Raw genomic sequence first — 21831 nt, 5'->3', positions numbered from 1 at the left:
ACCCACTTGACGAGCGCCGCTCCAGGCGCCGCGCCGTCTCAGCACATCCGGGGGACTGATACATGAAGCGGAACAAGCCGCTCATAAAGCACCGCAAGGCCGGGACGCAGTACCGGCGGCGGAGGCTGCATCCGTGGGGAAAGCACGCCTCCTCGTACTGGGCGCTGGCCGTGCCCCAGGCGTTCACCGGGACCGGCCAGACCGTCCTCGACATGACCGGAGCGGTGCCCGCGGGCGCAGACGAGTCCAAGCCCGACAACCCGCGCTACGGCTCCGTGCTGCGCTGGCGGCTCGACCGCGACGGCCAGAGCCAGTTCGTCTACGGAATCCAGGTTTGGGGGCGGTACCGGAGCGAGAGCCCGTCGGCTTACGGCAAGCGCCTCGCGAACGCGTTCCGCCGGTCCCTCCCCACGTCGGCGGATGTCTACCACGTGTTCGTCGCGGAGCGGCCGGGATGCGAACGCGGGACGCGGTGCCCGCTCACGCAGCACTGGTACACGGCCATCGAGGCCGACCTGTCGACGCACCAGCCGGATCGGTGCCCGATGGGTGTCTTGAACGACGGCCCGCCCTGGCGCCTGATCGGCCGGACAGTCCCTGACGGCCGCCACATCTACTGACGTCCCTCGGCACAGCGCTCCGGGCCGCCCGGGCAGCTCTCAGCTCCGGTCGGCCCGGCCTCAGAGCCCGAACCGCCGTTGAGGCCCCTCCGGCAGCCCTCCTTTCCGCCACCCCAGAGGCGACGCACTGCGCCTCATACCGCCCCAGGAGTCCCTATGGGTAGCACCCGCACACGCCTGCCCGGCATCACCCTCCGCGACGCGGCACCCACCGACACGGACGCCGTCATGCGGCTCCTCGCCGACGTGAACCCCGACGATCCCGTTGCGTTCGAGGACGTGCGGCCGAACCTGTCCCTGCCGCAGGAAGGACCCCTCTCCCACTTCCGGGCCCTGATGGTCGTGGCCGAAAACGACGAAGGCGAGACGCTCGGCGTCCTCATCGGAGGCGTTCCGCTGTGGCTCTTCGACCATCCCGGCATCGACGTGCCGCTGGCGCACCTTCTGGCGGAACGGACCGCGATCGTCACCGCAGTTGCCGTGGATCCCGGGCAGCGCGGGCGAGGCATCGGGGCCGAACTCATTCGGCATTCCGTACGCCGCTTCACGCGCGCCGGCTACGACTGCTGACCCTCAACTGCTTTCCGGAGCTGGAAAGCTACTACCAAGGTCTCGGTTTCTCCATCATGAACGGCCTGAACGTGGCTCTCGGCCCCCTGAACGCGGTCGGGCACCGATGGGGCGATACCCGGGTGGCCGCCCGGCTCCTGGACCGATACACGACCTTCGTCGACGTCCCGGGCCTTACCTCCCCGGTCGTCTCGGGCATCCTTCCCAACACCCGGATGCCCCCTGGCGCGTATTTCGACGGGGAGCAGTTCCGCGCCTGAACCGATCACAGCCCGGGTGCCTGCCCCTCCCGGTCGACAGAACTCACGCACGGATGCAGGTATCAGCCGGCATCCAGAACCAAGGAGGAAATGATGCCGGTTGTCGACGGTAAGAGCCCGAGCCGATGGGGCCGATGGGCGCTGCGATGGGGTGCGCCGAGTGCAGTCGTCGCCCTGGTCAGCGTGTGGGTACTGGAGCCCGCCAGTCTTGTCGGCGCGGTCATTGTGGCCGGGGTGGCACTGACGGCGCTCCTGGTCTTCGTCGGCACGATGCCCCGTCGGCAGCCGCCCGCTCAGCAGCGGGCGCGCAGGGGCGCCGGCGAGTAGAAGGCTTCAGAGGGGCGGCCGGTGCGCGGCATACCCGAGAACTCGGATGGTGGGCCCGGGTCCGTGATCGCCCGGCCCGCCCCGAGTGCGGGCCGGGAGGCGTTCACAACTACCGTGGATGTTGCGTATTAGCGTTTCAGTGTGTAGATTGATTGCATCGCTGGCGGACCTCCAAGTCCACGCCGCACAACACCCCTTACTGCTCCGGAGTCCTCCCATGCTTGCTGTCGCCCACGAGGCAGATGTAGACGCCGCCCTTCTCGCCTACCGGAGGGGCTGGGCCGACCTCTGGCTGACCCTGGTGGACATCACCACCGACTTGATGCACCTGGCCAGTCACATGCGCGCCGACGTCGAACGCTGCCTCGACGGCGACGCGAAGGCGCGACTCGACGAACGGCCCCTGGCCGCCATGCCGAACCTCGACCCGTCCGTCGCGCCGATCCACAACACGGACGATTCGGCCGCCGAAGACCACCTCTTCGACGTGTACGTGCACGCCAGCGACGCCGCTGCCGCCCTCCGCGTGCACATGGCAGACGACCCCTACCTCACCTTCTCGAAGGCGCTGCACGTGCTGCTCAACCAACTGCGCGCCTACGCCCAGAACCTCGGCTTCGACTTCGACGAGGTCATGCGCGCGGCATCGCAGGCCCACCGGGTCGACCAGCGCAAGGCCAAGTAGCCGGATAACGCCCCGGTGTCACCGCCCGCGGTGCCGCCGCCCCCACAAACGATCCCACCTGGAAGGACCTTGACCATGACCACGCCCCTGATCCCCGCCCCGGCTCGATCGGGCCGCGGCTCGATACGCATGCACCTCGACCGCGGGGAACACCCCGCGACCCGGGTGCCGCTCCTCGGCGCCGATCTCGACAACCCGCCCGCCGTCTGCGGAGGCTGCGCCAACACCGTGTTGAAGCAGCTCGATGACGGTCGAGAGCGTCTCAAGTGCGGGCTTCTGCCTCGCGGAAGCCGCGGACTGCGCGGCCCCGATCTGCGCGAGTCCATGCCCGCGTGCGTGAAGTACGCCGCGGCGTCCGCCGCACCGCTGAACACCTGATCTTCCTGACCACGCGCCCGGGCCCCCTCCGCCGGAACCCACGCCGGTCCCGTACACCAAAAGGCGGCGGACCCCGGGCGCGCGGTCAGGATCCCCCTTCACCACCCGCACCCGCCTCACCCCGGAGACGTGATCATGCTGCCCGGCCTCGCCCAGCACATCGACTTCCAGGCCGCCCACAACGACTACACCCGCGGGTTCCTCGTGGTGAGCAAGGCCGACCGCACCACCGCGTACGGGTACGTGTGGGAACACGCCCTCCCGGACGGCACCACCACGTGGGTCGCCCAGCCGGACACGGCCAACGACGCTTCGCGCATCCCGGGGTTCCAGTCCCGGGAGTGGGCCGGGGAGTTCCTGTACGAGCGCGAGTGGCCCAAGTTCGTCCATCGCGGGAACGACAAGGGCGACGCCCTCCCGCAGCCGGGATGCGCCGAAAGCGCGCCGTGCGGGACGTGCTCCCTGTGCGAGCCCGAGCTGGCCCGCCGCGGAGTTCTCTGAACGAGCCGGCTGACGCCCCTGCGCCATGCATCACCACAACGTGCAGGTCCGGGGCTGCGGACGACGCCTTCCCGCTCGCGGCCCCGGCACCGGCTTCCTGTTCCTGTTCCTGACCACAACACACCACCCACCCATGCCCTGGAACCCTCATGCCCGCTGCTGATTCCACCGCCGCCCTCGTGACCGAGGCCGTTGACCAGGTGCTCACCCACAGGGCTCGGAACTGCACCGACCCGAGCTGCGCCCGGCACGCCGGTACGACCGACTGTCCTCCGATCACCGTCAGCCGTAGCGCCGGCTCCGTCCTCGGCGAAGCGGTCGCCGAAGCCTGGCACGCCGCCGGCGGCAGCCGTCTCGACATCCCCGTAGGGGTCGTCGCGGCCCTCGCCCTGTGGCCCCAGAAGTCCCCCGGCGCGGCGGCCGCCGACACGATCGCCGCGTACATCGCCGCGCAACCCCCGCGCGTCCTGGTCCGCGGCCTGGCCGATAGCGCCAACTACTACTACGCCCTTCGCCCCGACCTTTGGGCCACCGCCCGCCCGCTGTTCGACTGGACCAGGGAGGACCTGCACGACACCCACCTCGCGGGCGTGCGTGCTGTGGCCCTTGCCGCGCTGCGCCACGGAGTCCTCCGGCACACGGGAGACACCGACCCCGCCGAGCGGTCCCGGATCGACCTGATGTCCTGGGTGATCACAGCCCTACGCCACCATCACTCCCGGCGCAGCCTCGGCGAGTACCACACTCCGCCCGACATCAGCGATCTGATCGCCGCGATGCTGGCCGACGAAGGCGGCAGAGGAAAGCACCCCCACCACCGCGGTGAGTGGGCGCTTGAGCCGGCCGCCGGTACCGGAGGGCTCTTCCGCTCCGCGGCGCAGGACCTGCGCCGCGACGGCGAGGACCCGGCGGAGCGTGGCTGGGTCATGCTCGAACTTGACCCCCTGGCCGCCGCTGGAGCCGCCGTCAACACCCTCGTCTGGGAACTGGGCCCCCGCGCGGTCGTCGGATGCGGAGACGTCCTCGCACAGCCCGACCTGGCCGAAGAAACCCTTGCCCGGCAACGTGACATGGCGCGCCACCGCGACGACGTCATGAAACTGATCGGCTTCGCCATCGCCACTCGCACCACCGAGCAGCTGCTGAACGCCCTCGAGGCCAGCAGGTAGCCGCCCCGTCCCGGCCCACGCCTCGTGGGCCGGGCCCGAAGGAGGAACCGTGGCACAAGCCCACGACCACAGCGACAGCCAGGCCGTAGCCCGGGCGCTGTGCGCCGTCATGCCGGCACCCAGCCGTACCAGCGTGTATGTGCTGACCTGCGGATGTCCCGACGCTGAGGGACTGTTGTCCTGGTGCATCGACACCGAGACCCGGTCCTACGAACTCGACCTTTCCCGCGCCGCGGCCGGTCCGGCCCAGGTTCGGCTGACCAGCCGGCCGCTTATCGGCGACGGCACCGTCTGGAGCGAGGACCTCCTCGTTCCAGACACCCCGGCCGACTGGGCGCACTCCCTCGCACGTCTCGTCGCCCGGCTCGCCCTTTCCGACCGCAGCCCCCTCTCACTCGACTGAGCAAAGGACCATTGTGTCGAACCGCACTCCTCTGACCGGCTGCCTGCCTGCCTTCGGCCGGCACCGTGGCTACCCACCGCGCTGCGGGTGGCTCCGCAAGGTCTACGACGCCCTGCGCCAGGACCCGACCGCCCTGCGCCGCCCCGACGCGACCGTCGTGCTGGGCGTCGGCAAGAGCATGGTCCCGTCCATGGCCTTTTGGTCCCAGGCCTTCGGCTTGGCCGCCCGCAACGGCCTGGACCTGGTGCCGACGAACCGTGCCCACTGGCTCCTGGACGAGGAAACCGCGGCCGACCCCTACCTCGAACTCGACGCCAGTCTCTGGCTGTTGCACTGGTGGTTGGTGAGCTCCGAGCCGTGTCACGTGCCCACCTGGCGGTATCTCTTCGGACACTCCCCGTTCAGCCGGTCCAGCCGCGCGGAGCTGCAGGGGCGCTTGGCGGCCGCCGCCGAAGCGGCCGGCCACAGGACCCCGGCCGCGTCGGTACTCGCGTCGGACATCGCCTGCCTGGTGAGCATGTACGCGCCCGGCGACCCCACCGCCGCGAACATCGAGGACGAGCTCTCCAACCCGTTCCGCACCCTCCACCTGCTCGACCCCGAGCCGCCCGCCGACCGCACAGCCGACCGCAGCCACCTCGTGGCCCTGCGCCGCATGGCCGGCCGCCACTGCCCCGCGCCCGTCCAGGCGTACGCGAGCTTGGACTTCGCGGCCCGGACCGCCAGCCCCGCGGCCGGCTCTATCAGCCTGGCGCGGCTCGCCTCCGACTCCCTGGGGCCCGGCCGGCTCCTTCTCACCGGTACCGCCGACCTCCGCCGTGCCCTGAATCAAGTCGCGGACAGGCATGCGGATCTGGCCGTCGTGCAGTCCGGCGACGGCGAGGAGTCGCTCGTCTACTCGCGCCCGCCCGTCCTTCTCGCCGAGGACGTCCTGGCCGGCGCCTACCCCGCCCTGCGGTCGGCCACCAGCGGTGCTGCGGAGGAGGGGAGTTCTTCGTCCCTGTCCTGACGGACTCCTTGTTCCCGCGGGCGCGGATCGCTCAGACGAACACAAGCAATGTTGCGTATTGGCGTTTCTATGTGTACTGTGATTCTTGTTGGTGGTGCTCGCCTCCCGGCTTGAGCGCCCCGCGCCCTCCCCTTCCGACGAGACAGGCCCAGGAGACACGCATGCGCATCAAGACCGGTGGACAGCACCAGGGTTGGACCGTGGTCCACCAGGCGCGGCGGGCGTGGCGCGGCTCCTTCGAGGGCATGTGGCTCGGCGTGGAGGAGTCCACGGGGCACTGGATGGTCGGCCGCCAGCACGATGGGCAGTCGATGGACGACGGCTTCGACGCGGACGGCAACTGGGCCACGTCCCGGCACTTCCGGGAGGGCAACGAGTACCTCAACATGCGCCGGGCTCTGGCCGCGTACGACGAGGAGGCACAGAACGCGAGCGACGTCTGGAACGGGATGTGGGACCAGCGTGCCCACGAGGCCGTCGCCCGGCACCTCGCGCACCGCGTTCCCTTCCCCGCGCCGGTCCGGCTCTCGGCCGGATGGATCGGGCGCGGCCTGACCGATTTCCACCTCCCGCGCGGGTCGACGTTCCCGCTCGACGGGCCGGAGGCCAAGTACGAGCTGATCCGCTACCTCCAGGGCCAGACCCGGTTCGACGAGATCGTGACGGAGCCGGGCTCGGTCTCCGAGGAGGAGGCGTACCAGCTGACCATCAACGCGACGGGGCCGATCCGCTTCGTGTGCCGTGGCGTGACCTTCTACCTGAGCGAATGAGCCCGGCGGCACGGGCGCGGGGCCACAGCGCGCACCGCGCCCGTGCCGCCGGACCACAAGTCGTCCAGCCAACCACCGACGTACCCACCGAAGGCGAGGACGCCGCCCCTGGGGGCGGTTGAGACGAGATGGACCACAAGAACCTCATCGGCCACGACGGCGCCGTTCACGAGGGCCTGCTCAACAGCCACACCGGCTTCATGATTGACGTGGCCTGCGACGCGGGCCGGTACGCGGTCGTCCACCACTACGAGAAGCTCGACCCGGCGCGCGTCACCGACGCTCCCCTGTCCTGTCCTGAGTGCGTCGCCGCGAACTCCCCCGCCACCACACAGCTGCACCGCGGACGCATCGCCCATCGGTACGCCGAAGAGGTCCTCGCCCTCGCCGATACCCGCGCATGCCCGCCTGCCCAAGACGACGAAGGGCTCCGACTGGCCTTCGTGGCACTCGCGACAGAGAACCCGCCGCCCCGGGCCCTGTACGCGCTGATCAGGGAGCACGTGACCGACATGCTGACCGATCGCGCCCTGGCGGTGCCGGAAGGGGTCCCGCAGGTCCTCGTGCCCTACAAGCGGTACACCGGCGGCACTGTCCAGGCCCCCGTCGGCCCTGGGGACCGCCTCATGCACTACAGCGCCGCCGGCCGGTACTTCCAGTACGTCTGGGTCGATGGGCTCGATGAGTCTCCGGACGGAATCGTCGTCACGGTCCACGAGAAGGACCGGCGTCCGGTCACGTACTCGGCGCGCGAGGTCAGCCAGCGGTACTCGAAGCTCGACCGGGCGGCACCGCTGCCGTCGAGCGGTGGGTGATCGAAGCTGACGGCTACGGCCTGACCTCAACCGTCCTGGGCAGGCCGGGCACGTACCGTCGCGGCTGATACTGCCCCCATCCGCAGGTGTGCGCCGGGATAGCGCTCGTCTCTCGCGGCCAGTTCCCCACCGCGATGGCGTCGGCCAGTTCAGGTCTTCTCACCCGCGTCCCGTGCCGGGAATCCCCTTGGCCCCAGCACCGCGGCGGATGCGCCCCACCACCGTCCTGCCGCCCAACTGCCCCTCTCCTTTCAGGATGCTGCGCCGCGCCGTCGCCGCGCCGCCGCCTCACCCGACTCCGGAGGCGCCCACACCATGACCACCGACAGTCCGCACGTCGCCTACCTGGCCCCTTCCGATCCTGCCCGCCCCGAGCCCGGCCGAGACAACGACGGCGAGGCCGACCGCTTCGAGGACTCGGTCCTGACCGCCTACCTCTTCCACCTGACGGCCAAGGGACACCGTGTCCTGCGGCACCGCGTCGTCACGGATCCCGTCCTGGCGTCCACCGACCTCTTCGACGCGACTGCCGGAGAGGTGGTGATGGCCTGTCACCGATCGCACTACCGCGCGCTCATCGCCGCGTACGGAGTGATCAGCGACTGCGCGCGATTCTTCTCCCCGGCCCGCCGCGCACTGCTGTTCACCGCCGAGCCGGGCTCGGTCGCCAAGGAGTTCCTGTCCCACCACAAGATCATCGCGATCTGGCCCGAGGGCGAGTCCTTCGTCCGCGCGGATCCGGCAGCCGAGACAGGCGGAGCGTGAACCGCCAGAGCTTCGGGCCGCCGTCGACGAGAGCCGAGGAACGCGCCTGGCGCGCGGCCGGTCTCCTCGTCGATGTGGCCGGGCGCGTACTGCCGGCCACGGCGCCGCCCTGCGGCTTCTGCGACGGCGAGGACATCGGCGACACCTGCCCGGCGTCCCTGACCTGCCCCACGTGCAAGGCCACGCCCCGACAAAGGTGCCGCCGGCCGAGCGGCCACACCGCCGAGCAGTGGCACCGCAGCCGCGTCCGCGCCGCCGACCTGGAAGACCAGCGCCGCGAGGAAGACGGCGACACCACCCTGCCCACCCGCTGGGCCGACACCCCGACGGCTCCGACCCCATCACGAGGAACACGATGACCATCGACCACCCCCGCAACAGCGCCACGGCCACGCCAGGCGCCGCGGACCGGCCGCGTACGGCCGGATCCTTCACACCCCGCATCACCCCCGCCCAGCGCCGCGCCCTCCTCGCCGGGGCCAGGGACCCGATCGGGCTGCTACCCAAGTCCGTCAACCTGCGGACCCTGGCGTCCCTCGCCGACATCGGCTACGTCGGCCTGGACCAGAGCCGCGACGTCCTTCGTGGACAGGAGGCGACGCGGGACGCGCTGGACGTCTGGGGCGGTGCTCTGACCGAGGACGGCTGGCAGCGGGCCCGCGCCGAGGGCGCGGGCCGGTTCCGAATCGTCGTCGTCGGCTGCGGAAAGGCCAAGCAGGACCGCCGCGTGACCGCCGGCGCGATGTACGTCGGCACCTTCCACGGCTCCTGCCGGGAGACGGCCAAAGCCCTGCTCCAGGACGGCGGCCGCCAGTACATCCTCTCCGCCGCCCACGGGCTCCTCGACCTGTCCACGCAGATCGACCCGTACGACATCACCGTGGGCGATCCCGGCAGCGTCAGCGCGGACTTCGTGCAGGCGCAGGTTCGGGAACGCGGCATCGAGTCGGCGGAGGTGACGGTGCTGGCCGGCAGCAAGTACGTGGCCCTCGCCCGGCACTCCTGGCCGGACCTTCAGGCGCCGCTCGCCGGAGCCGGCGGGATCGGGGAGATGAAGCAACGTCTCTCCCAGATCCGTCTCGCCGCGCGGGCCGAAGCCGGGCAGGAGCGGTGAGCGCGCCGCTCGGGCCCGCTCCGGCTCGGTGGGAGGCCATGGCTGCCGGCAGCGCCGAGGGCTGGGCTCAGCGGTGGAGCCGCGGTGTGCCGACGTGGGTCCATACGTCGCAGGGCGGCTTCGACCGGCGCCGCTACGAGGTGGTCGAGCTGGCGGAGGCGCCCGCCCGGGAGTACATCCAGGCCAACCACTACCTGTCGGGGTGGCCGCCGGCAGTCCACCGGTTCGGGCTGGTGGACCTCGAGCCCGCAGGGGGCGACGACGGCCAGGTGGTCGACGGCCAACTGCTGGTGGGTGTCGTCGTCCTGGGCGTCCCGATGAGCCGCCGTGCTTTGACCAGGGTTTTCCCGTCGCTGGAGCCGTATACGGAGGCACTGGAAATGTCGAGGGTGTGCCTGTCCCCCTCGGTGGCGAGCAACGGGGAGAGCTTCACGGTCGCGGGGGCTCTGCGTCTGGCCGCGGGCCACGGTGTGCGGGGAGTGGTCACCTACGCGGACCCCGTCGCCCGGCTTCGGACCCTGCCGGACGGGCGCATGGCCGGCTCGCCCCGAGGGCACCTAGGGGTCATCTACCAGGCCCTTTCCGCAACTTATACGGGCCGCAGCACGGCGAGGACGATCGTCGTGCTGCCGGACGGCCAGGTGCTCCCGGCGCGGTCGATCGCCAAGTTCGTTGCCGGAGACCGTGGTGCCGACGGGTTCGAGCGGCGCATCGCGGCGCTGGGCGCATCGCCGCGCCCTGCGGGGTCCGACCGGCGCGCCTGGCTGCGCACCGCACTGGAGCAGATCGGGGCCAGGCGCCAGCGGCACCCGGGGACCCACAGGTACGCCCTGCCCGTTGGCCGTACGCGGGCCGAGCGGTCGAGGGCGGTCTTCGGCATGCCCGCACTCCCCTACCCGAAGTGGGCAGATGCCTTTCCCCGCGTCTAGCGTGTTGCGTATTCCAGTATCAATATGTAGTGTGGTGTTCGTGATCGAGCGGCGTGCCGCTGCTCTCACGGCCACCACCATCTTGGAAACCTCACCCAGAGGAACGACCGTGGACACGTCCATCCCCGACCGCAAGGCTGCGCGCTTCACCGCAGCCGCGGAATCCGGCGTCAACATGACCCCCGCACGTGAGTGCACCCTCGCGGACCGCGCCGCATGGGCCGACGCGGCGCTGGAGGCCTACAACAGGCAGGCTCCCAAGGCTCTGTTGCCCGTTCCCGAGCTGGCCGAGCGCGTACGGCTCGGCGTCCTCGCGGCCGAGGCCATGGCCCAGATCGCCTTCAACCTGCCCGGCGACCAGGTCGTGGACGACCAGGAAAGCGCCGATCGCGTAATCGGTGATCTGGTCGCTCAGGTCTTCTGCCTGACGGACGGCCGGGTCACCGCCCATGAACTCCACCAGGCCGCCGAGGGACTTCGCAGCGAGGCGTACCCCGTGAAGCTCGATGTCCTGTGCGCCGTCGCCGCCGCCGGGGCTGAGCGCGAGGCCGCCATGCTCGCGGCGCTCCTGGACGCGGCCGAGTCCTTCGGGTGCGACGTCCCCGGCATGGTCGAAAGCGCTCGCGACTACTTCGAAGAGCTCAAGGCCGAGGACGAGGAGGCCGAGGCGGCGCGCGCCTGAGCCCCGCCCGGGAGCGAGGAGTTCGGCCCCGGTGGCCGCGCTCGCTCCCGGCCGGGTCGCCACGGAGCACACCTGATGAAACTGATCGTCCCCGCCTTCGACCAGCGCTACCGCATGTCCGCCACGGACTACAACTGGACCAACCCGGACGAGATCCTCACCATCGGCACCGACGAGGCCTTCGTCGGCCTCGACAGCCGCCGTTACACCACGCACGGCCGGGTCGCCGCACTCGACGTCACCCGAGCCGAGGTCACCGCCAAGATCATCAGCCTCCTCGCCCGGGACGGCTCCTACGTACCCGGACGTGAGCGGCAGAGCACCGAGACCCGCAGGCGTATGGGCGAAGTCTTCGGCCTGGCACGCGGCTTCGAGACCGGCACCGTCATCGTCCTTCACCGCGGTCGGCCCCGCCGCCACGCCGCACCCCCGAACTGACCCGCCCGGCGCGGAACATCCGCCAGCGCCCACCGCCACAGGAAGAGCCCCATGGACACCATGCCCCCGGACACCCATGCCCAGCAGCACTGGTACCTCGCCACCCTCGGTCACGAGGCGCTGTTGCGAGAGCTCGCACCGCTGGAGCTCCCCGCCTCCGCCACCCAGGATCCGCTCGCCCTCGCCGCACGGTGCCTGATCGCCGACCCGATCGGCTACCCCGAAGCCCACCAGGCCGCTGAACGGGTTCTGGCCCCGCTGCACGCCGCCCGGACGTTCACCACCACCGTCCCGGACGAGGACAACTCCTTGGAGCACACCGGCGTCGTGCCGGTCCTTGAGCAGCGCCAAGCCGGAGCCGTCACCGGGTGGTACGCCGAGCTCCTCCTCTTCGAGCACAGCACGCTGCTCAACAAGGCTGCCTACCGCCTGTCCCGGATGCCCGGAGACCCGACCTGGATCATCGACAGTGACTTCCAGCCCAGCGGCCACGCCGGGACGCTGCGGCCCTTCGGCTCCCGGCGGCCGGGCCGCAAGCGGACCCTCCTGCCGCCGTTCGTCGCCGAGCTCGACCGCCTCATCGCGCAGGGGCCGGGGAGCGCGACGTGACCCTGTTCGGCATCCCGCCCGCCGGAATGCGCCGCGCCATGGCGCCCGAAAGCGGGCGGGACCACGCCCACGCCATCGCCGAGGCCGCACACGCCTGGTGGACGGCCAACCGCGGAGGCTCCAGCGACCGGGCCATCGCGGTCGGCACCCTAGCCGCCCTCGCCCTCTCCGCGCCCTCACGGCCGGACGGCCCCGACTACGGCCCGCTCCTTCTCCCCCTCGACGACGAACAGGTCGTCGACACGTTGCGAGCCGGCTGGAACTCGTTCTGGACCTACGACCCGGACCTGACCGAGGCCGCCCGCCCGCTCCACGACTGGCTCTCCCACCCCAACGTGCAGCATCTGCGGCAAGGAGAAACCCTGCGGCACCTCCCGCACCACAGGCCGGCCGTGGTGCCCGGACTGCCAGCGCCGCTCAGCACCATGCTCGGTCTGCCGAGGTGTTGCAGCGGTCGTCTCCGGGACCCTCGACCAGCCTCTTTGCGCTGACTGCACAGCCCCTGAGGTCTGGCACACCTGTCCCACCTGCAGCGATCCCGACTACCCACACCCCGGCCAGTGCGCCCGCTGTCTCATCAACCGGCGCCTGGGCGAGCTGCTGGGGCCCCCGTCCGATGCACTCCACCCTGGCCTCGAAGCCCTCCGGCACAACATCGCCACCACCGAGCACCCCATCACCGCCAGGCGGTGGCTGAACAAGCCGTCCGTCTCCCCGGTCCTGTCCGACCTCGCGTCCGGCCGGCGAGCCCTGACCCACGAGGCCCTCGACGAACTGCCCGACAGCCCACCCCTCGCCCACCTCCGCCAAGTCCTCGTCGGCGTCGGCGCCCTGCCTGAGCGCGACGAGTACATGGTCCGCCTCGAACGCTTCCTCACCGGCCTCCTCGCATCCCAGCCGGACCCCGAACATCGCAAAGTTCTGCACCGGTACACGGTCTGGCACCTGGTCCGGCGGCTTCGTCAACGTAACAACGGCCGCCCTCTTACCCCGCAGCAGTTCATGTCCGCACGTCAACGCACCCACGCGGCCGTCGCCTTCCTGAACTGGCTCACAGCCCACAACCTCACCCTGGCCACCTGCCGGCAGGCCGACCTCGACCAGTGGCTCACCGACGACTTGGCCACCTACCGCCAAACGGCCGGGCACTTCATCCGCTGGGCCCGCACCAACAAACTCGCCACCGTCCACGTCCCCGCCGTCCGCTGGAACGGCCCCACCCAGCCACTCGACGACGAACACCGCTGGAACACCGCACGCCGGCTCCTGCACGACGACACCCTCAAGCCAGAAGACCGCCTCGCCGGGCTGCTTCTCCTCCTCTATGCCCAAGCACCGTCGGCGATCCACCGGTTGACCACCGAGGACGTCGAGGCCGGCGCTCGGGAAGTACGTCTCCACCTCGGCAATGCACCCGTTCAGCTGCCCGAGCCCGTCGCCCAGCTGGCCCGCACCGTTGCCGCGAACCGCAAGGGACACGCGACCATCGGCGCCCTGACACCGTCTCCATGGCTCTTCCCCGGCGGCCAGCCCGGACGGCCGATCAGCACCACACAGCTGACGCAACGTCTGAACAACCTCGGCATCCGACCCAACCAGGCCCGCAGCACCGCTCTCTTCCAGCTCGCCACCGAGATCCCCGCCGCGATCCTCGCCCGCACCCTCGGCATCCACACCGACGTCGCCGTCGCCTGGCAGCGACTCTCCGCGGGCGACTGGGCCACCTACGCCGCCGAGATCAGCCAGCGGGCGAGGTCGACGTGACCTTCCCGGAAGGCCACTGAAATGTGCTGGCAGGGAGAAAGAAGCCGCTGAGAAGCTGTCGTCATGATGGACAAAGCTGGCGGGGTTCAAGGTCAGACGGTTCACCCGGGAAAGTACGCGCACGTCGAGCGGGAACGGCGGTTCTTGCTGGCTGAAGCGCCGGCACTGTCAGCGGTGACGGTCACCCGGATGATCACCGACCGGTATTTGGTCGGGACGCGCCTGCGTCTGCGACGCGCACAGCGGTCAGATGGCGGCTGCGAGCTCAAGCTCACCCAGAAGGTGCCGGTCGCTCTGCCGGGCGCGGTTCAGGGGCTGATCACGAATACGTACTTGTCGTCGGCCGAGTACGACGTGCTTGCTTCCCTGCCGGCCGCAGTGCTGTCCAAGACGCGTTTCAGCGTGCCTCCCTTGGGCGTTGACGTCTTCGACGGTCCTCTGCAGGGCCTGGTCCTAGCGGAGGCCGAGTTCACCACCGACGAGGAGGCCCAGTCCTTCGTGCCCCCTCCAGAGTGCGTGGCAGAGGTGACCGACGACGCCCGCTTCACTGGAGGCCGCCTTGTCGAGACCTCCCGCCCAGACCTACTCCGATGGCTGGCTGAGTACGGGCTCCAACCAGCGACTCCCTAGCAGCCGAAGCCTCTCGGACCAGGCATTCGGACAGTTCCAATACCCGACGTCACCATTACCCTCGCACCCCCGGCGGGTGGAAGCGGTGCGCGCCATCGCCGCCAAGTACCAGTTCGACCTCACCGGCGGCCGGATCCGCGCCCGCACCCCCGACGACGACCTTGCCGACCGGATCCGGGCGGGCGTCGGCTCGGTGCCCGTCCCCGCGGGACGCTGCCACGAGATGAACAACGTCCGCGCCGACGGGCACGGCTGCCCGGTGTACAACCGCTGCTTCTCCTGCACCTTCTACACCACCGATTTCACCCACCTCCCCGAGCTGCGCCAACTACGCGCCGGAAAGGCGGAGCAGCTCGCCGCGCTGGAGAGCGCCTACGGCAGCGTGCTCACCGCGGGACCCTTGAGCGCGGCGAACCTGGAACTGCTACGCCAGGAGATCCAGCAGATCGACGAACTCGTCGGCAAATGTGAAGCCGACATCGGCTCCCTGACCCCCGAGGAACGGACCACGGTGGACTCCTGGCTCCACACCAGGGACCGTTTCCTCACCGTCATCCCCGTAGCGGCAGTTCTGGCCGGACGGCAGCGTCTGGACCAGCCGACCGTCGACCCGATCGTCACCGAAGGGACGACCGGATGACGCGCCCGGCCGCTCCGCGCAAGCAGCCAGGCCAGGCGACTATCCCCGCCGCTCGGGTCGAGGTCCTCGATGCCGGCAGGGCGGCCGCCGTTCAACGGCGCCGTGCCGACAGCGAACAGTGCCGACAGCGAGTCCTTAGCGTCCTGGCCGCGATGCGCAAGAGCCGCCAGGCCCTCTCCGACGCGGAGATCACCCGGCGGGCCGCCGTCAACCCTCAGTACCTTCAACGCCACCGCGACCTCAAAGCGGAAGCCGAGACCATCCGCGCCCACCTCGCCCAAGACGCGCCGCGGGCGGCGGCGGCAGCGACCGCCCGCAAAGAAGCGGCCCTCGAAGTCGAGAACCGCATGCTCCTGGAACAGAACGCCGCCCTGCAACGAACCCTTCACGAAGTCCAGAACGAGCTGCGCACGCTACGCGCCCACGAACTGGGCGCCCGCCTCCGTAACGGCCTGGACGCCCGCTCGCCGCGCGACACGGAAATGGAGGAACTGCGCGAGCAACGAGACGCAGCACTCGCAGCCGGCCGCCAAGCAGAGACCGCCATGCAGGCACTCCGCAACGTCAACCAGCGGCTGATGGTCGAAAACAGTCGACTGATCGCCGCAGATGCTCCGGACCCAGCCCGGACAGCCGCGGCCGCCCGCAAGCCGCCCGGCCCTTGAGGAGCCTGCCGCCGACCGGCCTATGACGTTCCTGGCGCCACGCGCCCACCTGGTTAGACTCCCATGTGTAGATGGCTCGCCCACAGTGCCGGCACCCGTGGGTAGCGCGCACGGAGGGCACGCACCATGTGGGTAACCGCCTCGGCGGGGTCCGGCGAGGGCTGCTCGCCGAGCCGTCGGTAGAAGTCTGTGGCCGCCTCGACGGCCACGTCGTCGCTGATCGGCCACAGGGTGCTGATCACGTTTCGGAAGCCGGCCAGCTGGAAGGCACCGGCGAGGTGCAGTGCCTCGTCCGGCAGGTTGACCATTCCCTGGGCAGTGCTGCATGCCGACAGGTAGGCCATCCCGGACCCGCGTGTGCGTAGCCGCGAGATCTCTCGGGCGGGCAGCAACCCGTCGTGCAGCAGGAGGGCGTTGCGCGACGCGTCCAGAGGATCAGCGCTCGCATGGCAGGCGAAGTGGGCCACTCGGACTCCTATAGCGAGCCACCGCATCACCTCGGCACGCGTGGCAGCCGCCCCGTGCACGATCAGGGCGTCGGACATCTCTCCCACGGCCTGGGCCTCCTGTAAGGCCCACGCGAGCGGTTTGGCTCCGGGCGTGTCCGGGACCGCCACGGCGAGCGAGGGGCCTCCGGGTATTTGTTGGCTGCGCGCCTGTTCCAGGGCGCGCAGCGTCGGCGTATAGGAGCATACGGCCAGGTCTGGCAGGAATCCTGCCCCGTCGCGGTCGGATGCGGCGTGCAGGGGGAGGAAGGACAGCAGGCCGGTCGGACACCACCACAGCCGAGGTGGTGCCCCGCCGGCCAGCGTCGTGAGGTCCAGGGCATGCAGCACCGGTCGGGCCACCGCGTGCCACAGCCAGTGCAGGACATCGCGGAGGTCGTCGCCGGCCGACGCCTGCTCCACGGCGTCCACCGAGGCCATCCCCGTGTGGAGCGCCGAGCGCAGGGCCAGGAACTGCTCAGTGACATGCTCCTGGGACACGTCGGGGAGCGGCACCGCGGTGACCCCTGAGGTGGTGACGACGAGGGCGTCGGAGCGGTAGCGGCTGACGTTGAGGATGATCACGGGACCGTCGCCTGCGGCGCGCCGCAGCCGGTCCGCGGCCGGGGCCCGGAAGAAGTCGGCGTATCCAGGAAGGTGCCGGATCTCGGCAAGGATCTGATGGAAGGCGCTGTCGGTCTCGTGACGGAGGTCGGGGCGCTCGGCCGTCGAGGCGCGCACGTACGGCTCCCACGCGGTGTCCCGCCGGTGGAGGATGGCGATGAACCGGCGTGCTATATCGGGGTGTTCGGCTTCGAGACGCCCTTGCTCGTCGCCCATGGCGCGGCTCTCCATGGCCCGGGACAACAGAATGCCGCGGCCTTGCTCGAGGAGTTCCAGGGCGGTGTCCGGGCGGTCGGCCGCGACGGCGCAGGCGGCCGCGTCGGCGACCAGACCGGCTTGGTCGATCAACTGGCGCTGCTGGTCCCGATGATGGCCTCGGCCCGACACGGACTCCGGCAGGAGCTGCACGGCCTTCCGGAACGCCACGAGTGCGGTGTGCCAGTCGCCGTCGTCGGCGGCGAGCCGGCCCCAGCGGTCGGCCGCGCCCATGCGGTCCGAGGGAGTGGCGTCCTGGACGTCGGCCGCCGTGGCCAGCGCGGCGCAGGCGTCGGTCAGGTCGGCACGGTCGCGGCTTTGCTCGTACCGGCGTTTCAGGGCGATGCCCAGAATGGTCCAGCGACGGGCGAAGGAGTGGTGGGCGCGTGCAGTCGACTCGACGGCCTGCCGGGCGATGCAGACCGCCCGGTCGACGTCGCCGATGCCGTCCTCGCGACCTTTGAGGAGCAGTTCGGCCAGGCCGGCCAGATGGTCGGCGCGCTGAGCCCCGTGCGTGCCGGAGCGCTCGACGAGGTCCTCGACGAGGGCGATGGCCTCGCGCAGTGCGGCATGGCCGGTGTCCGGGCTACTGAGGTTGCTGAGGGAGACCGCCAGGTTGTTCCGGGCGGTGGCGCCGACGGCGGTGTCCGGATCAGTGCGTTCGGTGATAGTGCGCTCCGCTGCCACGGCCTCTTCAAGGTGGGCGCGGTCTTTGGTGACGCTCCACAGACGATCGAGACAGTGCGCCCGCTGGCCGAAGAACACAGGGTCGAGATAGCCGTCGGTGTCCTGTATCGCACGCTGGATCCGGTCAGCCTCGTACAGCGAGTCGGAGTCCCCGGTGAGGTCGAATCGCGTGACCAGGCAGGCGGCCAGGTTGTCCTCCGCGGCATCCCGCTCCCTGTCGCCGGGCAGACGGCACGCCTCGCGGCCGACGCGGATCATCCGGTCGATCGTCTCGAGGCCCGCCGCGTAGTGCTCCTGCAGGTGCGAGAGGGCAACCAGCAAGGCGGACAGATGGCGCCGCCGTTCCGTTGCGTCGTCAGCGCACTGGTCCGCGGCACGCTCGAGGAGGGCGACGGCGGCGTCGAGGTCGCCCCGGTTCTTCGCCGCTGCTGCTTCGAACCGTGCCAAGTGGGCGAGGCCGAGATCTCCGGCGAGCAAGGCGCTGGGCCGAGGAGCGGCCTCGGCGGCGTCGCGCAACACCTCGACTCGCCAGTCGTGTTCGGCCGGGCTGTCCCCCGGTACGTCGTCGCGGAGCCGCACCCCCATCGGACTCACCTTGGTCGCCCGTCGCGGAGCGTCGGCAGGATCGTCGAAGGCCGGAGCCGTCACCGGTGGCGCCTTCTCGTTCCGCAGTGCGGCGCGGAAGAGATGGAGGCTCTCCCACCGCCACGCGTCCCCGGTGAGCGGAAGCTCTGCCAGAAGGGTGTCGGCGTGCCGCAGCAACTCCTGCTTCTCCTGTGGCCCGAGTGAACCGGATGCCACTGCGGCAAGGTGCAGCACCAACTCGGCATGGAGATGGCCCGGCGGGGCGATGGACGGCAGCGCCACGAGCATCTGGTGATACAAGGCGCTGCTCTCCGGACAGGGTTCACCGGACGTCTCCTGCCACATCTGGAGAGCGATCCCGAGCCCGAACAGATGGGTACCCAACTTGAGTTCCTGCGTCGTCGCATGGTCCAGCGCGACGCGGAAGGCGGTGATGGCGCGACGCAGTACCGGCAGGAGCGGCGCCGCCGCGTCGCTGTTGCGGGCACGTTCCAGCAGGAGATGGCCGAGCTCATTGTGCCCACTTGCGTACTGCTGCGACTCCGACCCTTGTTGGACGAGAGCGAACCGTCTGCCCAGCGCACCGCCCTCGTTGATCAGCGGGTTGTCCGAGCGGAGTCCGCTGTCGACCAACCCATCGGTCATGTGGCTAATGAAGGACAGCTCCCTTCCCACCATCTGGTCGACGATGGGGTCGGCCCCGGGCGGCAGGAGCCCTGGTGAGCGGCCGACTTCGGTGTTGAGGCTGAGAAGCGCGAAACAGACCAGGGCGATGCGCACCTCGTCCTCACGCGCGGGCTCGTCGACCAGGGTCCTGCGCTGCCAGCAGAACCAGCCGACGAGGCGCGCCTCGTCGCCGCCGATGGCGACCTCCGTGAAGTCGTCGCCGCCGGGCCGCTCCTCGATGACCATTGCCAGAACGTCGGCGGCGTCCCGCACGGCCTCGGGAGCCAGGAGCAGGTCCGCGTCCACGGCTCCTGACCCGTCGCCCTCGCCGAAGGCGAACAGCCGACGCCGCAGCCGCAGGTAGGCAAGTCCGCTCTGGCTGCTCGCCTGCTCGGACTCCTGCACGCGATGCTGGCTCATCGCGATGCGCGTGCACAGAATTCCTGCCTCCAGGGCGAGGAGATCGTCCGATCGGCGCGCTCGGGACATGCAGGCATCCGCGGTGCGGTCGATGTACGACCACGCCTCCTCCGCGGTCTCCGTTTCGTCGAACGAAACGGGCAGCGGCCCCGGTCTGCGATCGGCGACGGTGAGGTAGAGCGAGAAGCAGATACCGGCGAGGATCGTCTCGTTGAACCCTTCATCGCCGGTGAGGAATATCCCCCGGTGCCAACAGAACCAGCCGACGACGCGCAACTCCTCGGCGCCCAGGGTCAATTCCCCGGATGTCCCGCCGTCGGCCCGTTCCTTGACGCTCTGCGCGAGAACCTCCGCCGCTTCCCGCACGGCTTCACGGGACAGCACCTCCTGGGCGGCGGAACGTCCCGGTTCGAACGACTCCACCCGGTTCCTCAACCGTTCCAACGCCGAACGCGCCACGTCAGGCATCCTTCCTCGTGCGGGCTGTGATGCGGGCGCCCACCGTGGAGTCGAGTGGCTGTTGCCCGTCCGCCACGGCAAGGCGCGCTGCCAGGTCGCCGCCGTGGACGTCGACCACGGACTCGATGAGCTCCGAGAAGGCCGCCGCCGTCTGTCGCCCCCGGCGCCAGGCCAGCACGATCAGCACCGGCGCGATCACGGCAGCGGGCCACCACCAGCAGCCCAACACCAGGTACAGCACGCCCCACCCGGCCAGTCCACCGGCCGCGTCGAATGCAGCCCGAGTCGTCGCGCACTCCGCGCGCGTCTCCTCGGGCAGCACGAGCCACAGGCGTGTCCACCCGAAGGAGAGATCGACGTGGTACTCGGCCCAGACCCGCGCCTCGACTCCGGCGAAGCGGTCACCGATCCAGGTCGGGCGGAGGGGGCGGGCCAGCGCGATCCGGTTACGCGCCGCGGCCAGTTCACCAAGGGTGCGCCTCTCCTGGTCCTCCGGGCTGTGCGTACCAGCGTCTAGGGCCAACAGCTGTGTGGCGTACCGCTGTTGAAGGGCGTCCCATCGGGTGCGGCGCCGCTGCACCAGCCAACTGTCCGCGCCACCCCAACCGCCCAGCCAGAGCCATTGCACCGCCGCGCCGAGCGAGCGGGCCGCATAGACCGCCACAGCCGAGATCGCGACCACTCCGGCGAGCAGCAGGACTGTGCCAGCGGAACCCGACTTCTGCACGGACTGCCCCAGGCTCTCCAGGCTCGCCCTGACGCGCGCGCCGTCCAGTGCGTGCCGGTGCCCTGCCGCATGCCCGACCATGAGTGCCGCTGCGTACAGCAGGCCAGGCAGGACGAGCATCGTCAGCCATGTGTCGGCGAACCTCTTCGCCAGCGTGGACAGCACGGCGTCCACGGACTACACCGGCCGGGGTTCGAGCGGGCGCCGCTCCCCGAGGGAGCACATCGGTACGGGATCGCCAGGAGCCCGCACCTCACGCCGCGCGCAACTGCCGCCGGGGCAAGCGTAGATACGGCCCGCACGTGCATGTCCCGCCGCTCCGGACACCGGGACGGGCACCACCCGGGAGGCCATTACGCGGGCGTCGACGCCGAGCCTGCGTGCGAGTGCGGTCAGCTGGTCCCTTACCGCCGCGTCGAACACGGAGCCGGCGATGGCTTCGAGTTCCGCGACAGTGTCCGGCCCGTCGCGCAGAGCCAGTTCACGCAGTGAGAGGTAACGCCGACAAAGCCAGGCACGGTATACGAGCTCTTCGTCCCCCATGCCGTCAGAGATTACCCGGACAACTTCCATGCGTCGCTCGAACCACCTTTTCCCCAGGAGCAGTGGGGATGCCTGTGCCGGGTTGACCGCTTGCCGTCGGCAACGCGAGTGGGAACGCCACCCCGCTTCCGGGGCCCGGCCGTCGCGGTGAGCACTAAACGCGATCGGCCGAGGGGTGGTGCTGTACGGCGCGCGAGTGGGCTGGTCCGTCCGGGAGAACCGCATCGGCTCCGGCGCCGGCTGAACGACCCCGAGCCGACCGCCGGTGATCCTCGCCAGTATCTCGTTCTCGCGCTCTCCAGGTGACATCTCGGCCCCTGCGGATCGCCGATGGGGCCGGGGCCACCGCAGGGCCGCTCGCCCGCACGAGCCAAGGCAGAACACCTGCCGGTCAACGGGTCGCCCCACTGGCCGTGGCCGCCACGGCCTGGGCACTCGGCTCCCAGCGGTGCGCAGAAGGAGGTGAACGCTCCGGGCGCGCCTTCGGCATGGCGGAGGGCGCCGCCTCGTACGCCTACCAGGCCGTGCGCTGGGACGACGGCGGAGCCGACCTCGTCGCCCCCCACGTGCTGCACCGCATCGAGAGCCAGACCCAGGACAGCCTGGCTTAGCCAGCCGCAGGGGCCGGCGCGCGGGA

General features: G+C 70.5%; 28 protein-coding genes. 25 read left to right on the top strand and 3 right to left on the bottom strand.

Annotated features, from left to right (window positions below; all coding sequences use genetic code 11):
- The first annotated feature begins 62 nt into the window (after window positions 1-62).
- The 20 genes from ACFXI4_RS27555 (at window position 63) to ACFXI4_RS27460 (ending at window position 12535) form a co-directional block, all read left to right on the top strand.
- A complete protein-coding gene (locus ACFXI4_RS27555) occupies window positions 63-620 on the top strand; it encodes a hypothetical protein (protein ID WP_384995798.1) in 558 nt (185 codons plus the stop codon).
- 156 nt (window positions 621-776) lie between these two features.
- Complete coding sequence (locus ACFXI4_RS27550) at window positions 777-1190, top strand: GNAT family N-acetyltransferase (protein WP_384995795.1); 414 nt, start codon at window positions 777-779, stop codon at window positions 1188-1190.
- 56 nt (window positions 1191-1246) lie between these two features.
- Window positions 1247-1450 (top strand): hypothetical protein, encoded by a 204-nt coding sequence (locus ACFXI4_RS27545; protein WP_384995792.1) that lies wholly within the window; start codon window positions 1247-1249, stop codon window positions 1448-1450.
- 183 nt (window positions 1451-1633) lie between these two features.
- Window positions 1634-1777 carry a hypothetical protein gene (locus ACFXI4_RS27540; protein ID WP_384995790.1) on the top strand — a complete coding sequence of 48 codons (144 nt, stop codon included), beginning with the start codon at window positions 1634-1636 and terminating at the stop codon, window positions 1775-1777.
- Window positions 1778-1994: 217 nt separating this feature from the next.
- Window positions 1995-2462, top strand: a complete 468-nt coding sequence (locus tag ACFXI4_RS27535; protein WP_384995788.1) for a hypothetical protein — start codon at window positions 1995-1997, stop codon at window positions 2460-2462.
- Window positions 2463-2537: 75 nt separating this feature from the next.
- Complete coding sequence (locus ACFXI4_RS27530; RefSeq protein ID WP_384995785.1) at window positions 2538-2840, top strand: hypothetical protein; 303 nt, start codon at window positions 2538-2540, stop codon at window positions 2838-2840.
- Window positions 2841-2975: 135 nt separating this feature from the next.
- Window positions 2976-3341, top strand: coding sequence for a hypothetical protein (locus tag ACFXI4_RS27525; RefSeq protein WP_384995924.1), 366 nt, complete (start codon window positions 2976-2978; stop codon window positions 3339-3341).
- Between the two features lie 149 nt (window positions 3342-3490).
- Window positions 3491-4510, top strand: a complete 1020-nt coding sequence (locus ACFXI4_RS27520) for an N-6 DNA methylase (RefSeq protein ID WP_384995782.1) — start codon at window positions 3491-3493, stop codon at window positions 4508-4510.
- 49 nt (window positions 4511-4559) lie between these two features.
- Window positions 4560-4913: a hypothetical protein gene (locus tag ACFXI4_RS27515; protein ID WP_384995780.1), complete on the top strand. Its 354-nt coding sequence runs from the start codon at window positions 4560-4562 to the stop codon at window positions 4911-4913.
- A gap of 13 nt (window positions 4914-4926) precedes the next feature.
- Window positions 4927-5922 carry a DUF4007 family protein gene (locus ACFXI4_RS27510; RefSeq protein WP_384995777.1) on the top strand — a complete coding sequence of 332 codons (996 nt, stop codon included), beginning with the start codon at window positions 4927-4929 and terminating at the stop codon, window positions 5920-5922.
- A gap of 161 nt (window positions 5923-6083) precedes the next feature.
- On the top strand, window positions 6084-6692 hold the full coding sequence (locus ACFXI4_RS27505; protein ID WP_384995775.1) for a hypothetical protein: 609 nt from the start codon (window positions 6084-6086) through the stop codon (window positions 6690-6692).
- A 128-nt stretch (window positions 6693-6820) separates the two neighbouring features.
- The gene (locus ACFXI4_RS27500) at window positions 6821-7507 is read left to right on the top strand and encodes a hypothetical protein (protein WP_384995772.1); all 687 of its coding nucleotides are present in this window, start codon (window positions 6821-6823) and stop codon (window positions 7505-7507) included.
- A 315-nt stretch (window positions 7508-7822) separates the two neighbouring features.
- Window positions 7823-8272, top strand: coding sequence for a hypothetical protein (locus ACFXI4_RS27495; RefSeq protein ID WP_384995770.1), 450 nt, complete (start codon window positions 7823-7825; stop codon window positions 8270-8272).
- Window positions 8269-8631: a hypothetical protein gene (locus ACFXI4_RS27490; RefSeq protein ID WP_384995767.1), complete on the top strand. Its 363-nt coding sequence runs from the start codon at window positions 8269-8271 to the stop codon at window positions 8629-8631. The genes ACFXI4_RS27495 and ACFXI4_RS27490 overlap by 4 nt, the downstream gene beginning before the upstream one ends.
- Window positions 8628-9386: a DUF6884 domain-containing protein gene (locus ACFXI4_RS27485; protein WP_384995765.1), complete on the top strand. Its 759-nt coding sequence runs from the start codon at window positions 8628-8630 to the stop codon at window positions 9384-9386. The genes ACFXI4_RS27490 and ACFXI4_RS27485 overlap by 4 nt, the downstream gene beginning before the upstream one ends.
- Window positions 9387-9424: 38 nt before the next feature.
- Window positions 9425-10315, top strand: coding sequence for a hypothetical protein (locus ACFXI4_RS27480; RefSeq protein ID WP_384995762.1), 891 nt, complete (start codon window positions 9425-9427; stop codon window positions 10313-10315).
- Window positions 10316-10424: 109 nt separating this feature from the next.
- Entirely contained in the window at window positions 10425-10997 is a 573-nt protein-coding gene (locus ACFXI4_RS27475; RefSeq protein ID WP_384995759.1) for a hypothetical protein, read from the top strand.
- 75 nt (window positions 10998-11072) lie between these two features.
- Entirely contained in the window at window positions 11073-11435 is a 363-nt protein-coding gene (locus ACFXI4_RS27470) for a hypothetical protein (protein WP_384995757.1), read from the top strand.
- Window positions 11436-11486: 51 nt separating this feature from the next.
- Window positions 11487-12044, top strand: coding sequence for a hypothetical protein (locus ACFXI4_RS27465; RefSeq protein ID WP_384995754.1), 558 nt, complete (start codon window positions 11487-11489; stop codon window positions 12042-12044).
- Window positions 12041-12535, top strand: coding sequence for a hypothetical protein (locus ACFXI4_RS27460; protein ID WP_384995752.1), 495 nt, complete (start codon window positions 12041-12043; stop codon window positions 12533-12535). The genes ACFXI4_RS27465 and ACFXI4_RS27460 overlap by 4 nt, the downstream gene beginning before the upstream one ends.
- On the opposite strand, the gene ACFXI4_RS27455 is transcribed toward ACFXI4_RS27460, so the two are convergent.
- Window positions 12462-12971, bottom strand: a complete 510-nt coding sequence (locus tag ACFXI4_RS27455) for a hypothetical protein (protein ID WP_384995749.1) — start codon at window positions 12969-12971, stop codon at window positions 12462-12464. The genes ACFXI4_RS27460 and ACFXI4_RS27455 overlap by 74 nt on opposite strands.
- Window positions 12972-13046: 75 nt before the next feature.
- Here ACFXI4_RS27455 and ACFXI4_RS27450 point away from each other — a divergent pair, with 75 nt between their 5' ends.
- From ACFXI4_RS27450 to ACFXI4_RS27435, 4 genes are all read left to right on the top strand, one after another.
- Window positions 13047-13808, top strand: a complete 762-nt coding sequence (locus ACFXI4_RS27450; RefSeq protein WP_384995746.1) for a hypothetical protein — start codon at window positions 13047-13049, stop codon at window positions 13806-13808.
- 63 nt (window positions 13809-13871) lie between these two features.
- Window positions 13872-14438 (top strand): hypothetical protein, encoded by a 567-nt coding sequence (locus ACFXI4_RS27445; protein WP_384995744.1) that lies wholly within the window; start codon window positions 13872-13874, stop codon window positions 14436-14438.
- Between the two features lie 85 nt (window positions 14439-14523).
- Entirely contained in the window at window positions 14524-15078 is a 555-nt protein-coding gene (locus ACFXI4_RS27440; protein WP_384995741.1) for a hypothetical protein, read from the top strand.
- A gap of 152 nt (window positions 15079-15230) precedes the next feature.
- On the top strand, window positions 15231-15743 hold the full coding sequence (locus tag ACFXI4_RS27435) for a hypothetical protein (protein ID WP_384995738.1): 513 nt from the start codon (window positions 15231-15233) through the stop codon (window positions 15741-15743).
- 53 nt (window positions 15744-15796) lie between these two features.
- On the opposite strand, the gene ACFXI4_RS27430 is transcribed toward ACFXI4_RS27435, so the two are convergent.
- Complete coding sequence (locus tag ACFXI4_RS27430; protein ID WP_384995735.1) at window positions 15797-19888, bottom strand: CHAT domain-containing protein; 4092 nt, start codon at window positions 19886-19888, stop codon at window positions 15797-15799.
- 37 nt (window positions 19889-19925) lie between these two features.
- The gene (locus ACFXI4_RS27425; protein WP_384995732.1) at window positions 19926-20825 is read right to left on the bottom strand and encodes a hypothetical protein; all 900 of its coding nucleotides are present in this window, start codon (window positions 20823-20825) and stop codon (window positions 19926-19928) included.
- 782 nt (window positions 20826-21607) lie between these two features.
- Here ACFXI4_RS27425 and ACFXI4_RS27420 point away from each other — a divergent pair.
- Window positions 21608-21805 (top strand): hypothetical protein, encoded by a 198-nt coding sequence (locus ACFXI4_RS27420; RefSeq protein WP_384995730.1) that lies wholly within the window; start codon window positions 21608-21610, stop codon window positions 21803-21805.
- Window positions 21806-21831 lie beyond the last annotated feature (26 nt).

This window comes from Streptomyces sp. NPDC059224, from assembly GCF_042754285.1.
Taxonomy (GTDB): domain Bacteria; phylum Actinomycetota; class Actinomycetes; order Streptomycetales; family Streptomycetaceae; genus Streptomyces.
The sequence above is the reverse complement of the archived record's forward strand: the minus strand, read 5'-3'. Positions and strand labels throughout refer to the sequence as shown.

Excerpts from the sequence above, each read along its gene's own strand:
- ACFXI4_RS27535 (WP_384995788.1), top strand. The coding sequence starts at position 1,995 with ATGCTTGCTGTCGCCCACGAGGCAGATGTAGACGCCGCCCTTCTCGCC.
- ACFXI4_RS27435 (WP_384995738.1), top strand. The coding sequence starts at position 15,231 with ATGCGCAAGAGCCGCCAGGCCCTCTCCGACGCGGAGATCACCCGGCGG.
- ACFXI4_RS27555 (WP_384995798.1), top strand. The coding sequence starts at position 63 with ATGAAGCGGAACAAGCCGCTCATAAAGCACCGCAAGGCCGGGACGCAG.
- ACFXI4_RS27445 (WP_384995744.1), top strand. The coding sequence starts at position 13,872 with ATGATGGACAAAGCTGGCGGGGTTCAAGGTCAGACGGTTCACCCGGGA.
- ACFXI4_RS27530 (WP_384995785.1), top strand. The coding sequence starts at position 2,538 with ATGACCACGCCCCTGATCCCCGCCCCGGCTCGATCGGGCCGCGGCTCG.
- ACFXI4_RS27480 (WP_384995762.1), top strand. The coding sequence starts at position 9,425 with ATGGCTGCCGGCAGCGCCGAGGGCTGGGCTCAGCGGTGGAGCCGCGGT.
- ACFXI4_RS27550 (WP_384995795.1), top strand. The coding sequence starts at position 777 with ATGGGTAGCACCCGCACACGCCTGCCCGGCATCACCCTCCGCGACGCG.
- ACFXI4_RS27520 (WP_384995782.1), top strand. The coding sequence starts at position 3,491 with ATGCCCGCTGCTGATTCCACCGCCGCCCTCGTGACCGAGGCCGTTGAC.
- ACFXI4_RS27505 (WP_384995775.1), top strand. The coding sequence starts at position 6,084 with ATGCGCATCAAGACCGGTGGACAGCACCAGGGTTGGACCGTGGTCCAC.
- ACFXI4_RS27545 (WP_384995792.1), top strand. The coding sequence starts at position 1,247 with ATGAACGGCCTGAACGTGGCTCTCGGCCCCCTGAACGCGGTCGGGCAC.
- ACFXI4_RS27465 (WP_384995754.1), top strand. The coding sequence starts at position 11,487 with ATGGACACCATGCCCCCGGACACCCATGCCCAGCAGCACTGGTACCTC.
- ACFXI4_RS27495 (WP_384995770.1), top strand. The coding sequence starts at position 7,823 with ATGACCACCGACAGTCCGCACGTCGCCTACCTGGCCCCTTCCGATCCT.
- ACFXI4_RS27485 (WP_384995765.1), top strand. The coding sequence starts at position 8,628 with ATGACCATCGACCACCCCCGCAACAGCGCCACGGCCACGCCAGGCGCC.
- ACFXI4_RS27525 (WP_384995924.1), top strand. The coding sequence starts at position 2,976 with ATGCTGCCCGGCCTCGCCCAGCACATCGACTTCCAGGCCGCCCACAAC.
- ACFXI4_RS27500 (WP_384995772.1), top strand. The coding sequence starts at position 6,821 with ATGGACCACAAGAACCTCATCGGCCACGACGGCGCCGTTCACGAGGGC.
- ACFXI4_RS27450 (WP_384995746.1), top strand. The coding sequence starts at position 13,047 with ATGTCCGCACGTCAACGCACCCACGCGGCCGTCGCCTTCCTGAACTGG.
- ACFXI4_RS27470 (WP_384995757.1), top strand. The coding sequence starts at position 11,073 with ATGAAACTGATCGTCCCCGCCTTCGACCAGCGCTACCGCATGTCCGCC.